Origin of the sequence: Mesorhizobium shangrilense, from assembly GCF_028826155.1 — a bacterium.
In the GTDB taxonomy this organism is placed as follows: Bacteria; Pseudomonadota; Alphaproteobacteria; order Rhizobiales; family Rhizobiaceae; genus Arvimicrobium; species Arvimicrobium flavum.
In genome coordinates, this window is the sequence record NZ_JAQGPN010000001.1 from 196,767 (window position 1) to 211,866 (window position 15,100).

General features: G+C 57.8%; 12 protein-coding genes. 8 read left to right on the plus strand and 4 right to left on the minus strand.

What is annotated here, in order from left to right:
• The first annotated feature begins 1 nt into the window (after position 1).
• The 3 genes from PD284_RS00975 to PD284_RS00985 all read left to right on the plus strand — a co-directional run bounded on the left by PD284_RS00975 (position 2) and on the right by PD284_RS00985 (position 2,986).
• A complete protein-coding gene (locus tag PD284_RS00975; protein WP_274626373.1) occupies positions 2-877 on the plus strand; it encodes an ABC transporter ATP-binding protein in 876 nt (291 codons plus the stop codon).
• Positions 855-1,685, plus strand: coding sequence for an ABC transporter ATP-binding protein (locus tag PD284_RS00980; RefSeq protein ID WP_411956166.1), 831 nt, complete (start codon positions 855-857; stop codon positions 1,683-1,685). Before PD284_RS00975 ends, PD284_RS00980 begins: the two co-directional genes overlap by 23 nt.
• 92 nt (positions 1,686-1,777) lie before the next feature.
• Complete coding sequence (locus PD284_RS00985; RefSeq protein WP_274626374.1) at positions 1,778-2,986, plus strand: hydantoinase/carbamoylase family amidase; 1,209 nt, start codon at positions 1,778-1,780, stop codon at positions 2,984-2,986.
• An 85-nt stretch (positions 2,987-3,071) separates the two neighbouring features.
• Here the strand turns inward: PD284_RS00985 and PD284_RS00990 are convergent, their stop codons facing one another.
• A complete protein-coding gene (locus PD284_RS00990) occupies positions 3,072-4,043 on the minus strand; it encodes a LysR family transcriptional regulator (RefSeq protein ID WP_274626375.1) in 972 nt (323 codons plus the stop codon).
• A gap of 631 nt (positions 4,044-4,674) precedes the next feature.
• On the opposite strand from PD284_RS00990, the gene PD284_RS00995 reads away from it, so the two are divergent.
• Positions 4,675-5,958 (plus strand): hypothetical protein, encoded by a 1,284-nt coding sequence (locus PD284_RS00995; RefSeq protein ID WP_274626376.1) that lies wholly within the window; start codon positions 4,675-4,677, stop codon positions 5,956-5,958.
• Positions 5,959-6,039: 81 nt separating this feature from the next.
• Here the strand turns inward: PD284_RS00995 and PD284_RS01000 are convergent, their stop codons facing one another.
• Complete coding sequence (locus PD284_RS01000; RefSeq protein WP_274626377.1) at positions 6,040-6,177, minus strand: hypothetical protein; 138 nt, start codon at positions 6,175-6,177, stop codon at positions 6,040-6,042.
• 412 nt (positions 6,178-6,589) lie between these two features.
• Between PD284_RS01000 and PD284_RS01005 the strand changes: the two genes are divergently transcribed.
• From PD284_RS01005 to PD284_RS01020, 4 genes are read left to right on the plus strand one after another with little or no spacing between them, the layout of a single operon-like run.
• Entirely contained in the window at positions 6,590-7,918 is a 1,329-nt protein-coding gene (locus PD284_RS01005) for a nucleoside 2-deoxyribosyltransferase (RefSeq protein WP_274626378.1), read from the plus strand.
• Positions 7,915-8,538: a 7-cyano-7-deazaguanine synthase gene (locus PD284_RS01010; protein WP_274626379.1), complete on the plus strand. Its 624-nt coding sequence runs from the start codon at positions 7,915-7,917 to the stop codon at positions 8,536-8,538. The genes PD284_RS01005 and PD284_RS01010 overlap by 4 nt, the downstream gene beginning before the upstream one ends.
• 50 nt (positions 8,539-8,588) lie before the next feature.
• Complete coding sequence (locus PD284_RS01015) at positions 8,589-9,197, plus strand: HhH-GDP family DNA glycosylase (protein WP_274626380.1); 609 nt, start codon at positions 8,589-8,591, stop codon at positions 9,195-9,197.
• A gap of 33 nt (positions 9,198-9,230) precedes the next feature.
• The gene (locus tag PD284_RS01020) at positions 9,231-10,589 is read left to right on the plus strand and encodes an anti-phage deoxyguanosine triphosphatase (protein ID WP_274630504.1); all 1,359 of its coding nucleotides are present in this window, start codon (positions 9,231-9,233) and stop codon (positions 10,587-10,589) included.
• Here PD284_RS01020 and PD284_RS01025 read toward each other — a convergent pair.
• Positions 10,586-10,951 (minus strand): hypothetical protein, encoded by a 366-nt coding sequence (locus PD284_RS01025; RefSeq protein WP_274626381.1) that lies wholly within the window; start codon positions 10,949-10,951, stop codon positions 10,586-10,588. The two genes, PD284_RS01020 and PD284_RS01025, sit on opposite strands and share 4 nt — an antisense overlap.
• Positions 10,952-11,185: 234 nt before the next feature.
• Positions 11,186-15,046: an ATP-binding protein gene (locus PD284_RS01030; RefSeq protein ID WP_274626382.1), complete on the minus strand. Its 3,861-nt coding sequence runs from the start codon at positions 15,044-15,046 to the stop codon at positions 11,186-11,188.
• Positions 15,047-15,100 lie beyond the last annotated feature (54 nt).

Genomic DNA, 15,100 nt, shown 5'->3' on the forward strand with positions numbered 1-15,100 from the left:
CGTGGAAAACGATCCGCTCATCGAGGTCCGCAACTTGCGGATCCGCTTCGAAGGCAGCGCCAACGGCGTCGAGGCCGTGCGCGGCGTCTCGTTCAAGATCGGGCGGGAGAAGGTGGGCATCATCGGCGAAAGCGGCTCCGGCAAGTCGCAAACCGGCCGCGCCCTGTTGAAGCTGACGCCGAAATCGGCACGCCTTTCGGCCGAAAAGCTGGCATTCCGGGGGGAAGACCTTCTAACGGCCAGCGAAAAGCGGATGCGCGAGATCCGGGGTCGGGGAATCTCGATGATCTTGCAGGATCCCCGATTTTCTCTGAACCCCCTGATGCGCGTCGGCGATCAGATCGTCGAAGCGTTTCGCCTGCATCACAGAACCGATGCGGCCACCGCCAGGGCACGCGCGCTGCAAATGCTCGAGGCAGTGCAGATCCGGGATGCGGAGCGTGTATTCCGCCTCCTGCCGCACGAGATCTCGGGCGGCATGGGACAGCGGGTGATGATCGCCATGATGCTGATACCGCAACCGGACATCATCATCGCCGACGAGCCCACATCCGCTCTCGATGTGACGGTCCGCTTGCATGTGCTCACGATCCTCGATGAACTCGTCGCCAGCCGCGATACGGGCCTCATCCTCATCAGCCATGACCTGAACCTGGTATCCGGCTTCTGCGACCGCATCCTGGTGATGTACGCCGGGCGCATTGTCGAAGAGATTGCCGCCAGCGACCTGCGCAACGCGCGACATCCCTATACGCGCGCGCTGCTGGGAAGCTTGCCGCGCCTCGATCTCGCTACCGACGAACTGACCGTACCTTCCCGGGACCCGGCATGGCTGCATGGGCCGGTCTATCGCTATGGGATTGAATATGACTCCTAGTCCAATCCTTGAAGCAAGAAATCTGAACATCGCCTTCGGTACCGACGAACGCCGGCACAACGTCGTCAACGACGTGCGCTTTCAGGTTCCGCGCGGGGGTGCATACGGCCTCATCGGCGAGTCCGGTTGTGGCAAGTCCACGATCCTGCGTGCGATCGCCGGGCTGAATACCGACTATGAGGGTGAGATCCTGTTCGACGGCAAGGTGCTGGGGCCCCGGCGGACCCCGGAATTCCGACGCCAGGTGCAGATGGTGTTCCAGGACCCGTACGCTTCCCTGCATCCTCGCAAGATCGTCGAGAAGACCCTGGCGGAACCGCTCGCGATACACGGGTTGCGCGATGCCGGGAAACGGATCGACGAGGTTCTGTCGATGGTGGGTCTCGAATCCGGGTTCCGGTATAGATATCCGCACCAACTCTCCGGCGGCCAACGACAACGCATTGCCATTGCCCGCGCGTTGATCACGCAGCCGCACACCTTGCTGCTGGATGAGCCGACATCGGCATTGGACGTCTCCGTACAGGCTGAAATTCTCAACCTGCTCAAGCGGATCCGCAGGGAGCAGGGGTTGACCTACGTGCTGGTCTCCCACGACCTCGCGGTGATCGCGCATGTCTGCGAGATGATCGGCATGATGGAGCGTGGCCGCATCGTCGAAGAGATGACCCCGCAGGATATCCGGACAGGTCGCGCGAAGGAGAAGTACACGCGTGAGTTTCTTCACGCGAGCTCCGCCTTCGCCAATGCCCTCGAAGGGCAACCTCGGCCAGGTCTCGCGGCGACCCCGGAGCAATCGCCTGGATGAGGTGCGATCAGCAGGGTCCGATGCCCTGCCCGACAGCCCCAGGCCTGTCTGCAATGACCGCATCAGCGGCTTGTCATCACCTAGGATAAACGATGAGCACAATACAGTTCGACGCCCGGCGAATGCTGGCGGATCTTGACGACCTGCGCCGGATCGGCGCCGTCGGCAGCGGCGTGCGCAGGCCGGCCTACAGCGACGACGACATCGCTGCACGCAAATGGCTGGCGGGTCGCATGGCGGACGCCGGGTTGCGACCAGTCGTGGACGAATGGGGAAATGTGTTTGGATTGCCACTCGGCGACGAGCCGTGCCTCTTGATCGGATCCCACACCGATACGCAGCCGCTCGGCGGATGGCTGGACGGTAGCTACGGCGTGATCTGTGCGCTGGAAATTGCCCGCGCCGCCCGCGAGTGCGGCGGGCCGCGACTGGCTGTGGTGTCCTTCCAGGATGAGGAAGGACGCTTCTGCGGTCTCACCGGCAGCGCCCTGTGGTCGGGCGTCATGGACCGTGACGTTGCCGACCGCGTCCGTGATGCGGATGGCCTTTGCCTGCTGGAAGCGCGCCAGCGCGCGAAGGAGATCGCCGAAGTCGCCAACGTCTCGCCAGCCCGGTTCAGCGGTTATGTCGAAGCACATATCGAGCAGGGACCGATACTGGAGACGGCGGGCGAAAGCCTGGGCGTGGTAGAAGCCATCGTGGGTGTACGAACCCTGACGCTCGCGCTCACCGGCCTGGCAAATCATGCCGGAACCACGCCGATGAAGATGCGTCGCGATGCATCGCGCGGAATGGTGGCGCTGGCCTTTGAACTGGAGCGCGCGCTTGCATCGGCCGCCGGGCCAAGCACAGTGTGGACCTTCGGGCGCATTGTGGTCGAACCAAATGCGCCCTCCATCATACCCGGCTTTGCGGCCCTTACCGTCCAGTTCCGGGACCCATCTCTGGCAAAGCTGGAGGAACTGTCGTCGCTGGTTGAAAGACACGCCCATGAAATCGCCAAGGCATCACATCTCGACCTTGAGATAACGTCGGGATTCAGTGCTGATCCGGTGCGGATGAATGAGGGCTTCGTCGCTGCCCTGGCAATGGCCTGCGAGGACGTGGTTCCGGGCAAATGGCGGTTGATGCAGTCCGGCGCGCTGCATGATGCGTCGTGTGTCGGGCGCATCATGCCCGCCGCAATGCTGTTCGTGCCCTCGATCGGCGGCATCAGCCACAACCCGGCGGAGGATACGGATCGCGCTGATCTTGCGTTGGGACTTGCCGCCCTCGCGCGTGCGGTCGAACGGCTGTCCTGACCTATCCGATTTCCGTTCGATCCGGTCCGGGTTGAAACGCGCCGGGCCCGTCTGCGCCGCAGAAGGCCGGGGCGGCCGCGTGGCGTCAGTTGAGGCGCTGGCCTCGTTCGGCAGCAGCCGCTTCGGGCGCAGTCGCGGTGTATTGCGCAGCCCATTGCGGCGCTTCCAGAAGCGCGCCAAGGGATTTCCAGAAGCGCCGTGCGTAGGGTGGCAGGCTGATGCCACGGTAGATCCGGATATCGATATCGATCTCGGTTTCCGGCCCTCCGATGGCCATGAGCAGGCCGCTCGCCAGTTCGGCGCGGATGTTGCTGAGGGGCAGCCAAGCGACGCCTTCGCCCGTCATCACCATTGATTTGAGCATGATGACCAGCGAATTCTCCCAGACGGGAGTGAGCATTGCTGCGTGCTGCTCAAACCGGGAGCGAACGGCCTGCCCCAGGAAACTGGCCGCCGAATAACTGAAGTAAGGTACGGTGCAGTCGTCACGCAACGTCCATACGGGATCGCCGCTTTCGTTCCGGCGCGTCACAAGAAGCACCTTCTCCTTCATGATCGGATGGTATGCGTTGTTACGTATCAGCGCCATCTCGGCGACAGATTGGCTCCAGAACGTGATCAGGAAGTCCGATTTTCCCTCGACGAAGATCTTTACGTTGTTGGCGAAGTTCGGCTCGGTGTCCGACAGCCTGATATTCCAATCCTCGCCCTGCGCCTTGAACTCCGCCATCAGAGGCATGAACACAGGGGCGACCAGCGAACTGAGCACCAACATGCTTATGGATTTTTCCTTATCCGGGTTGCCGCTCGATGCGGCGGCGCGGATCTCCTCAGCGGCCTCGATGATCCTGATCGCCATCGGCAAGATCTGCTCCCCCGGTTCGGTCAGGGAGATCGGGTAGGTCGCGCGGTCGAAAAGGCGCGCACCCACCCATTCCTCCAGAGCCGAGATCCGTCGGCTGAGGGCCGACTGGGACACATTGCGCGCCAAAGCGGTTTCGACGAATGAGCGGCTGCCCGTGAGATGCACGAAATCTTCTAATACCTTGATGTCCAAATGCGTTTAATCCCGTAACAGGCGCGCGCAGGCAGTAGCGGTTCGAATAATAGGTCGGATGCAAGATCTTCGTTCGTAGAGCACATGGCGTCGCAATTTGGAGCATGACACCTTTGCTGTTTCAAGGGTGCGTCTCGACCGGCGCCCTGGATGACTTCCTCGTGATCGGATTTTCCGCAGCCGTGCAGCGCCAAGGCGTGATCTGCTCGAGCGCTATCGACCTTGAGCGCTCTCAGGGTCGCAGCAAGCGTTGATCTGATGGACGGCGACAGCCATCTGGCGTGTACATGTCGGTGCGCAACAGAATTGAACTTGGCGCCACAGGAAACGCCAAAGCCGCGGCAATTGATCGAGGAATACCTTCTCGGTCTCAACGCAACGCGAGCTGCGTTTCCGACTGCTGCGACTGTGCTGAACTCAATCGGGCTCCAGGTCACTGGAGTCGCATCAACGACAGCGATGTTATTTTTATCGTGATTTTGGCGCGCCGCACCGGGTGAAGATGACAACTATATCTACGCCATAGCCCTCTAAATCGGCATCAAAAAAGGATAGAAGCCCTCTCAAAAGACGGAATCAATGAGTGTATCTGCAATGCGATATCGGTGGTGACGGAGTTGAGATATTCGCTATGCAGGTGACGCGCCTTGAGCTCTATAAACGGGTCTGTGAGAGGCCACTTAGCAAAGTCGCACCGGAGCTCGGAATTTCCGGCACGGCACTCGCCGCTATCTGCAAACGATACCAAGTGCCTTATCCCGGATCGGGATACTGGACCCGCAAGTCCCTAGGACTTCCGGCAGCGTTACCGACTTTTCCAGAAGCGTCCGATGAGACCATCGATATCCTGCCCCCAGTCGTCAAACCGCGCAAAAAGCGAACAATGGAGGAAGGAGCCGCGCGCAAGCCAAAGCTCGTTGCGAAAACTCTCCGTCCGGTTCGTCACCCGCTGCTTTTTGGTGCAGAAGAGCATCTGCGGAAAACACGGGAGGTCAAGAACGGCGAGTTCCTCAGGCCCTATAAAAGGATTCTGCCGGACCTGATTTCATCAGAAGCGGCGCTTCCGCGTGCTCTCTCCATCGCCAACGCTCTGTATCTTGCGCTTGATGAGCGAGGTTACCGCGTTCACATCGCGCCCGCCGCCGACAATCTGCTGCGGATTCATGTCGGGGAACAAGAGGTCGAGCGAAAGGATCGCAAATACGGTCGCTACCACTCAGGAAGCATTTGGGCTCCTGACAGGCCGACTGTTTTTTATATCGACATGGTGCCAGTCGCGCTCGCCATCACCGAGATGACCGAGCGCGTAACGATGCGCTATTTCAATGGCGACTATCATCGTGAGGACAGCAAGCTCATACGCTCAGCCAAATCTTGGCAACTGACGCACTCGTGGACAACCGAGCAGGATATGCCGTGCGGGCGTTTTCGGATCGTTGCCTACTCACCCAAAAAGGGCGTCAAGTGGTCTCGCAACTGGCAGGAAACGGATCAGCAGTCGCTTGAGCGTCTGATCCCAGAAATTGTCGAGACGTTAGGTGCGTCCAAAGTTGATCTGCAACGCCTTATGGAGGCCGAAGAAGCGGCGGAGGAACAGAGGAAAAAAGAGCAAAAGGAGCGGTGGGAACGCTACGAACGGGAGGAAGATGCGCGAAAGACGGCCCAGGCTCTCGCTGACAGCCGGCAGCAGTTGGCCGAGATTATCGAGAAGTGGGGAAAAGCGATGACCGTAGAGCGCTTCTTCGCGGACGCAACAGAGCGCTTGAACAGCGCGGATGACGACCGTCGGCAGCGTTTAGAAAGACGTCTAGCGCTCGCCAGATCAGTGATGGGAAGCGTTGATCCGCTGGATTTCATTGAAAGCTGGCTTGCCCCGGAGGAGAGACACCGTTCGAAATTTTCAAGGGGATCATAAGCTTGATAAAACGCTCGCGGTGCGCACATTCGGATCAGAGCTTTCGACGACAGCAACGTGGCTGTTTCCGCCAGCCCGGTTTCAGCAGAAGTCGGCGGCCATCTGCCGTTCAGCCAGCGGCCAGAAGAAAATGAGCGGATGGAGAATGGGCTTGAGCCCGCCAAATTCGTGAGCAGATAGTGTGCGTTTTTTAACGGAATACTTGATACGGCCGCTCATCTGTAGGTAGTCTGGCCCGATATTTACAGGTGGGGGAATGATGGGTAGCAGTGGATCGGGAAATTTTAGTGATTATTCTGGCAAGCCGAAAACGACATCAGGCAGCGGATCGTCCGGTGGGGCCAGCGGCTCAGATAAGTGTGGAGAGGCATTTTCTGCGAGTCTGGAGGACGTTGCCAGCCATGATTTCTATGTGAATCACGGTTTTGCGCCTGCGGTTGGAACCCAGCTTACAATTGAACTCAGGGGCCGAGTTGTAGCTGTTGCAGGTACGGATTCGATTGGCTCACTACCAACCCGGCTCAACTATCTTGCACGTTGCTTGCAGGATGGTTTCACCTACACGGGTATTGTGACCGTATCCTCAAACGGCAGCAGTCCCCAAGTCCAAGCTGATTTTGTGTCTGGATAGATGCCAGAGACAATTCCGATACTGATCGGTGAAGTCACGGTTGACTTCACGATGCCGACGCGCACGACCGACGCAAAAGTGAGGCTTGGCGGGGTGGTACATGCAGCTCGCGGCCTATGGGCTAGTGGGCGAAACTACTCCGTGGGAGCATTCTGCCCGGCGTACTTGGTCGAACAAGCGAGGAATTACCTTAGCCAGCACGGCTGTCAGGAATTTGTCCTCCTGGGAGAGGTAACCGGTGCACCCAACGTTATCGCGATTGCTGACGTAAAAGAGGTGGGACACCAAGGTTACGAAGACATCCTCCGCGACGAAAGGAGAGTTGTGCCAAGTTGCGACCACGTCGATTTGAGCCGGTTTGACCCCGTCGTTATCTTCCCGGGCCGCTATGACTTGGGGGAAGTGATCAATCGACTCAAGCCAGGGGCTCGCGTCACGATCGATGCCGCCTACGATGTGGACGGCGCGGATGTCCTCCGATCGCTCGCGGGTCGGATCGACTCCCTAGTGATCTCAACCTCCTCGACCTTGTTCTCGAAACTTGCATTGAGCGATGTTGCTCCGCTGCTAGATTTAGCAAAGAGCATTGGCGCAAAGCAGCTACTTCTGAAAGAAAATCGTGGCGGCAGCAGGCTATTCGATATCAGAACCGGCGCCATTGAGTATATTACCGCCACACTAGATGTAACGATGAATTCGGTTGGTGTTGGAGACGCCTTCACCGCCGTATTTGGTACTTTCGACGGCAGCACCCGAGATGCCGCTTGGCGGGGCATGCAGGTTGCGACGGTCTATTCTCAGACTACGTGGCCGGATGATCTTCAACGCGATATCGAGCGAGAACTCCGGATACCAATCGAGGTTGTTCGCGGTCTGGGCGGCGTCACCCTGCCGTGGCATGTGCGTCCGGGTCTGCAAATTTACCTGGCCGCACCAGATTTCTCATACACAGATCATATAGAGATCAACGCCGCCGTAGCTGCGTTGGAATACCATAACTTTCGAGTCAGAAGGCCGGTTAAGGAAAACGGCGAGGCAAAACGCGAAGCACCCATCGAGTCCCTTTCACCCTACTACTTTAGTGACGTGCAGTTACTTCGAGAATGTGCAGCGGTCTTCGCAATACCCATAGAACGCGATCCAGGAACTTTGGTCGAGATCGGCCTTGCAATCGAAATGGGAAAGCCAGTCGTTACCTTCGATCCTCGTAACGAGAACCGGAACACAATGGTGGTTAGGGGAAGCACCGCTTATTCGTCCGATCTCGACGTCTGCTTGAACGGCACGTTTGACGCCTTATCGAAGCTTGAGAGGGGCGCCGATAGATGACCAAGAAAGTGATTCTTCTCGCATCTGGTGGCTTGGACTCTACGACCGTGGCTTTTGGGTTGCATGCGGAAGGAACGAATGTGAGCCCGCTGTTTTTTGACTACGGGCAACACTGTGTCGAGACTGAATGGAGCCGGGTGAATGAAGTTCTGCCCGCAGATATGAAGCGTCCGGAGCGGGTCAACCTTTCAGATCTTTTTAGGGGATCAAAATCGCGACTGATCGTTGAGGCCGACCTCTGGAATGACGATGTTCGCGATGATGATCTGTACATCCCTTATCGAACCCTTCTGTTTTACGCCGCCGCCGCTGCAAAAGCGCAAACACTCGGTATCCTCGAAGTCTACACAGGCTTTATCAATAGCAACCATGCCAAGGAGATCGACTGCACCGCCGAGTTCATGAACAAGCTCGACGGACTCACCGACGCCATCGGACCGGTGCGATTCACGTCACCCTTTCGGTACTCATCAAAAACAGAAGTCGCCCAAGAGGCCATCCGCCTCGGAGTACCCATCGGTAGGACATTCTCCTGCCAAGCATCAAGCAAACTTCCGTGCGGAGCTTGCCCAAACTGTGTTGAGCGCCTAGAGGCGCTTCGGCAAACAGGACTATTATAATGACGCCATCTCCATCGGATCGACTTGAGCTTTTGAAGGCGGCACGCCGAGTGGCGGATTTCGCCTCATCGCAGGGCGTTCCTGCTACATATGCTGTGCGGCGCTCAACATATAGACACGCTGGAGCTCTTCTCGCGGACGCCGTGCTGCAGGCAGGGCTTAGCTATCATTCGGTGGTCATGCCGCGCGTAGGGCGCATTCTAAAGGAGTTTCCTGATGCGGATCGCATAAGTGCGCTCAGCAATCTCGTTGAGAAGGGCAGTACGGCGCATCTGCTCAACTGGCAGCATCCGACCAAGATAGAGCGCTTTGAGCGCCTCGTCCGCTTTCTGCATAGGGCAAAGGTGGACACCACAGACGACATGCGCACAGCGCTCAAGTCTGAGCCGTTCTGTGCCGACCTCCAATCATTGAATGGTGTAGGGCCCAAGACAATCGACTACATGGCTTGTTTGGTAGGAATTGAGTCAATTGCAGTGGATCGCCATATTAGAACCTTTGCGTTAAGATCGGGAGTTAATAACGACGCGTATGACTTCTTAAAGAACGTGTTCTGTTTTGCAGCGGACCTGCTTTCTATTTCTCGGCGAGAATTCGACGCGTGGGTGTGGTCCCGCGAGGCCAGCAGACAGTCGCCGCAGCTGAATTTCGTCTTCTAGCAGCATCTCTGGGAAAAGAACGACTTGAAGCCGATGATCTTCGACCCCAACGCCAATATCTGGGGAGCGCGTCGCGAGGGGTGGAAGCCGAGCACGTCCGACGCTCGCGATGCGGCCGCTACCGATTATGGGCGCATTATCCATTCGTCATCGTTCCGGCGCCTGCAAGGCAAGACCCAAATACTCAATCTTGGCGACTCTGACTTCTACCGGAACCGGCTTACACACTCGATCGAGGTGGCTCAGGTAGCGGGCGGAATCACGCTCCAGCTGAAGAAAGACTTCCCCGACCACGAGGCCTCGCCGTGGATTCCTAATCTTACCATGATCCAAGCGATCGGCGCGACGCATGACCTCGGCCATCCCCCTTTCGGGCATGGCGGCGAGGTCGCGCTCCACTACGCCATGCGAGGCGATGGTGGGTTCGAGGGCAACGGCCAGACCCTGCGCATCCTCAGCCGCCTTGAGAAATTCTCGGCCAGTAATGGCGCCAATCTTTCCCGCCGATCTCTTCTTGGCGTGCTAAAATATCCGGCGCCGATGAGCGCGGTCCGCAGCACAGACGAAAAGTTGACGCCAGCGCTACTAGGCGGCGCATCGGTAGTGCGCCTCATCAACCGGAAGGCCTGCCGTCCGCCCAAGTGCTATCTCAACAGCGAGTCGGATGTGGTGGACTGGCTGCTCGACCCTGTGCCCCGGGTTGAGCGGGACCTGTTCACGGCCTGGGAGCCGGTTGAGGGCGACCATGGCAAGACCAAGCACAAGTCGTTCGATTGTAGCATCATGGACCTCGCCGACGATATCGCCTTCGGGGTGCACGACCTTGAGGACGCACTAACCATGGGTCTCATGGACGCCGACGACCTCGCTTCCGCTTTGCCCGAGGAATCTTGCAGGAGTTTCCTCGACTACATCCAGACTCGCGAGGACTTCGGCAATGACGTCTATGCCGGCCTTGTTAAGGCCCTGAGTGACGATGCGACGCGCAAGCGAAACATTGGCAGGATGGTGACACACCTCATCACCTCGGTCCGGATCAGGGCGGAAGAGGGCTTCGAGACGCCGCTTCTGCGCTATCGGGTGGATCTTCCCGAGCCGCAAAGCACCTTCCTCAACACTCTGAAGAAGGCGGTGAAGGAGAAAGTGATCAGGAGCGCCCGTGTCCAGCAGCTCGAATTCAAGGGCCAGAACATGGTGGTAGCCGTGTTCGAGGCGCTGGCGACCGATCCCAAGTCACTGCTTCCAGAAAGCACCAAGGCTCGCTACGAGGCTGCCGACGAGAAGATGCGCGTGATCTGCGACCACGTTTCCGGAATGACCGACGGTTTCCTGCTGCGCACATACGAACGGCTCTTCAGCCCGCGGATGGGCTCGGTGTTTGACCGCATCTAACCGATCGGGTCGTCCGCACCTGCCGTGTGCGACCGCGAACCGAAATGAAGACTCGCCCCCCATACCAAGCCCCTACGCAATGTTCTTGTAACGATAATCATTCGACCGGACGAGATACGAACTTTTTCACCGCCGAACGCCGCCGTTTCTACGCGCGGGCCGTCCTCTGCAAGATGCAAGGGCGTACGCTCGGCGACTATAGCGTATTTTAGAGGGTAATCGGCGGTATTTGGCGCGCCGCACTGGGTGATGATGACAGTTACATCTACGCTATAGCCGAACAGCGCTTCTACAGGTAAAGCATTGAAAAAAGACATATTCTTATCTATTAGAGCGTGAATGCGACCTGAGCCGTCTTTCACTGATCCGCGATCCGTGCTTGACGGCCCAGGTACGACTGGGAGACGCCTGTGGACTCTCGTTGCAGTTCGGCGCGCCAACGCCCCACTCTGTCTCGGTCGCATGTCTATGATCGGTGGCCTTGGCGCGGGGACCGGACTATCTGGTCTGAAGTACCAGAACTATGAAAGCAGGCGCTTTCCACTCGCTTGAAGCATTCCTGCCACCCTCGACCCCATGATTGTCGCGCGCCATCGCTAGACATTATAAAGCACCCCGATAATTCGGCGCGCTTGCCGAACCCGCCTCATTCCGGTTTGCTCGCGGCCAACGGCAAAAACCTGGGAGACACCCAAGCCTCCAATACTCTCAAACTGTCGCAGGTGCGCTAACGGCGCAGGCAACGCCGCGCCGATCCGCTTGAAAACGCTCGATCCGTCCTCGAGCGAAATCGCTACAAGCGCGCCGACATTGCTGGCCAAATGATCCAATGGGATCGTCGGCCCACCAAGAACGACTTGTTTCTCGAGTGCTAGTGGAACCGCGCTTTCATCTACAACCCGGAACGCGATTTCTATCTGCTCGATCACCGCAGACGCATCAACTTCAACCGCTTCGTCTCCGCCAGGTTCGACTAGAATGTGATGGTCAAAAATGACCCCAACTACCCGGTGGAGTGCAACTCTTGCTTCTTCGACAAAAATCGACTTCGGACTTCTCACCCGCGGATCAGGAATCTCCGCCGTAAGGCCCACCATATCGCTTCCTTGCGATCTTAAAAGGCGGCGTGCGTAGATCGCTTGTTCTCGCCGCGCGACAACGAGCCGACGATCATCGACGGGCGAAGGATGAGAATCGACGATCGCTATCGCTCCCTGTGGAGCGGCGAAGCCAAAATTGTCCCGGCGCAGGAAGAAGGCTGATTTACCGTCGAATACGTCACGATTGAGAACGTCAGGTGCCTCTTGAGTCTCTCCCACAGTCTCATGCGTGAAGGCAGCGAGATCGGGGCAAATCAAAAAATCGCGCTCGAGCGATCGCATTGATTGAAGCGGTAGAGGTAACACAACTGCTTCGGTAGGTTGCGGGGGCGCGTCGCGCTGGCGCCAACGGCAGCATTCTTCGAACAGCCTTTCGACCTGCTCAACCAAGAAAACGAGATCGGCCGCGCACTGATCAACCTCGGCCGCCCTGATCTCATGGCGTTGGCCATGATGCGCCTTGTTCATCAACTGAAGCACCGGCGAGTTATCAGCGAGCGACGGATGATCCACAAAACGCCTGAACACGTTGGAAGCAAACATACCTTGCGGGCTTACTTTCACCAGCGGGCGCAGTCGCGTCACGAAGCTTGCGAGCGTGGGATGGGAATTTTGCCGAGCCCACGTCGAATGCGCTGGGTCGTCAAACAGATCACCCAGCATTGCTTCTAAATAAACTCTGCATCCATCCGCGAAATCTCGCGCGGGTTCTTCTTGATTCCGATCCACTTCGAAAAGTTCGTGCCTGCGTGCAATCTCCGACTGCGAGGGCGTTGTCCTGATAACCGGTTGAAGGACAGTCGCCGGTTGGACTGAGAAGTGCTTGATACCCGCAAGACTAGGCGCGCGGATGACAAAGCTCGCGAACCGGGGATCATAAGATGTTAAAATGAGCTGAGCGCTGCCAGCGAGGTTTGCCAGACCGCTTGCCAAGCGTTGACGGTTTTCATCGTCGAGCAACTCTTGCGCGTCGTCCAGAATCAAAGTCCGAAGCCCGCCACGATCAGCGATAACATGTTCCCAAAAGGCCAAATAAAACCCGACCAAGCTTGCGCGCAGAGCTGAGGCGTTCACTACGTGTTGCGCTGGAGCCGATACGCCATCGCTCTCTACAAAGAGATCGATCTCGCCCTTCCGCCCCATCGCTGTGCCTACAAGGCGATGAGCAGTACTCGGAAATGCGCCGAGATAAATGCGATTCCGCCAAGCTGCCGCCTTCTCGCTGAGTTTGTTCCGAAGCTGATCTATCTGCTTGTCGGCCAGCGTGCCCAGCTCAAGCAGATTCCCAATCGCTTCAGAAGCGATGGCGTACTCGGCCAACCGCTTCTCGCAACTTCGCCTTGAATCGAGCTGACGCTTGATACGGGTGCAGAGCTCAAGAGCATTGGTAATGGGCGACGCTTGCCGCACGATAGCGTCGAGTTGAAGAAGCTTTCCGGTGAGATTGTCCGTCTTGATGGGTTCGCCCTGTTTTGGGCGTTTGCCCAACACGCTCTGGGCAAGGTCGCGCAGGAACGATCCGCTCTCTTGCCGCCACTTTGCAAAGCGCAGCGCGACATCAAGTTTCTGGAGCGCGTTCGATAAATCTTCGCAATGCGGAGGCAATGAGAATTCCCGCGCTGCCACAAGCTCGGTCCGACCCTCGACTGCCTTCTCAAGTGAGGCTGCAGTTTCAGAACGCAACGCGTCGAGAACGCCCTTAAAGGCCCTAGCCTCGAACAACTCATCAAGAATTGCCATGCGAACGAGGTCACAAGGATGATCAGGAAGGTCTTGCGACAGCTCGGACTGCAACGAGGGTGGCAGGCTCTTTATCAGTTCGGCATGGGCTGCCTTGGCCCACCGAGCCAACGTCTGGGCGAGCAAAGTCGCGTTACCCTGCGCATCATGAAGATGCTGCCCCACAGGATTGCCGCTTACAGGATCGATTGCTTCTCCGATGGAGTGGCCACAGACGACACATAGATCATCATCGCGGTTCGGATCGGGATGATCCGCAAGCCATGACGCAACATGTGCGTACAGCCGCGCCCTTGCCGCAGACGATGGATTGGCATCAAGTTCGGCGAGAACCTTGGCGTCATGTACAATGTTCTCAAGCTTGTCTTCCGCAGCTTTCAACTCCTCAGCAGCAAGCGCACCAAGTCCCTTCAGGCGCGAAAACGACGGCAACAAGTTGAGACGCTCCAACTCGCTGAGAGCGACGCTGATATTCTGTTCTAGTTCGACTTGAATCTTGCGATCGTTCGGATCGAACTGCTCGCCAAGGATCGCTTGTGCCGCTTCGAACGCCTTCGCTTTGGCAGCGTCGAAATGACTGACGGCTCCCGTAATTGCTTCCTCAATGGATTTGTCGTTTGACGGCGACGGGATAGCCTGCGGAATAGCGAGATCGGGCTGATCCTCTAGAACCTTGGCTAAGTCCGATCGAGCGGTTTCATAACTTCGATCGAAGCCCTCAAGCTCAGCGGTCTTCGCCTTGACGAAATCCTTGCCGATCTTCTGTTTTGCCCGGCGAGCATGATCAGCGAGATCGATTAGAGAAGCGAGCCCAGTCAGTTCGCCGACAGCGCGGCCCAACTCCGATTCACCGCCTACGCGAATGACGGACAATAGTCCTGGCATAACCGTGCCGATGCGAACCGCAATTGGGTCCAAGCCGAGAAGTGATAAGTCTGGCGGAACTTCGTTCAGTCGTCCTTGGGTAGACCTCGACTGCGTTCGCCGGATTGGAGGCAATTCGGCGCCAGTTTCATCAACGAAAGTAAGCTCCACCCACGTATCGGCGTGGACGAAATCTCTATCTGGTCGATGGCTCTGCGCGTCAGGCAACGGCGTTACCGGAGTAATGCGATGCATCGTGGCTTCAGCGCCGGATTCCGCCGGGCCTACTTTGCATTCAAATTCGACTTTCGCAGACTCCGGCTCACGCTGCGCGCGCAGTAACTCTCCAGTAAGCACCCAGATTATCGCGTTGGCGAGCGAGGTTTTCCCCGATCCGTTTCTCCCCTCGAACAATGTGAAACCCGGTGAGAATTCATGGATATAATTATCTGGCGGGTCAGAGGGCGTTCCAAATTTGTGAAGCCCGGCAAACCGATGAGCTTCCAGCTTTCGTAGGGTCAGTCGTCTAGCATTCGCGTTGAGCGGGCGAGCCGGGAGAGCTTCAAGTTCGATCGGCTCCCCTTGAATGGCATCAACCAAATTCTCGGCATGAGTTGCGGACACAGCGGCGCCCCAGTTTGCCTCGCCGCGTTTGCGATACCAATCTAGCGCGCTTCGAGTGCGATCGTCGGGTAGCGCGTAGAGTTGGTCATCGCCAACAACGATCGCGCGTCCGCTAACGAGGTCGGACAACAGTGAGTCCAAGGTGTGAAGGTGCAGCGATCGCGCTTCGAACTCGGCCGTCGT

Bases quoted from the DNA above. Each gene is read 5' to 3' on its own strand.
- PD284_RS00980 (WP_411956166.1), top strand. From the start codon at position 855: ATGGGATTGAATATGACTCCTAGTCCAATCCTTGAAGCAAGAAATCTG.
- PD284_RS00985 (WP_274626374.1), top strand. From the start codon at position 1,778: ATGAGCACAATACAGTTCGACGCCCGGCGAATGCTGGCGGATCTTGAC.
- PD284_RS00995 (WP_274626376.1), top strand. From the start codon at position 4,675: ATGCAGGTGACGCGCCTTGAGCTCTATAAACGGGTCTGTGAGAGGCCA.
- PD284_RS01000 (WP_274626377.1), bottom strand. From the start codon at position 6,177: ATGAGCGGCCGTATCAAGTATTCCGTTAAAAAACGCACACTATCTGCT.
- PD284_RS01005 (WP_274626378.1), top strand. From the start codon at position 6,590: ATGCCAGAGACAATTCCGATACTGATCGGTGAAGTCACGGTTGACTTC.
- PD284_RS01010 (WP_274626379.1), top strand. From the start codon at position 7,915: ATGACCAAGAAAGTGATTCTTCTCGCATCTGGTGGCTTGGACTCTACG.
- PD284_RS01020 (WP_274630504.1), top strand. From the start codon at position 9,231: ATGATCTTCGACCCCAACGCCAATATCTGGGGAGCGCGTCGCGAGGGG.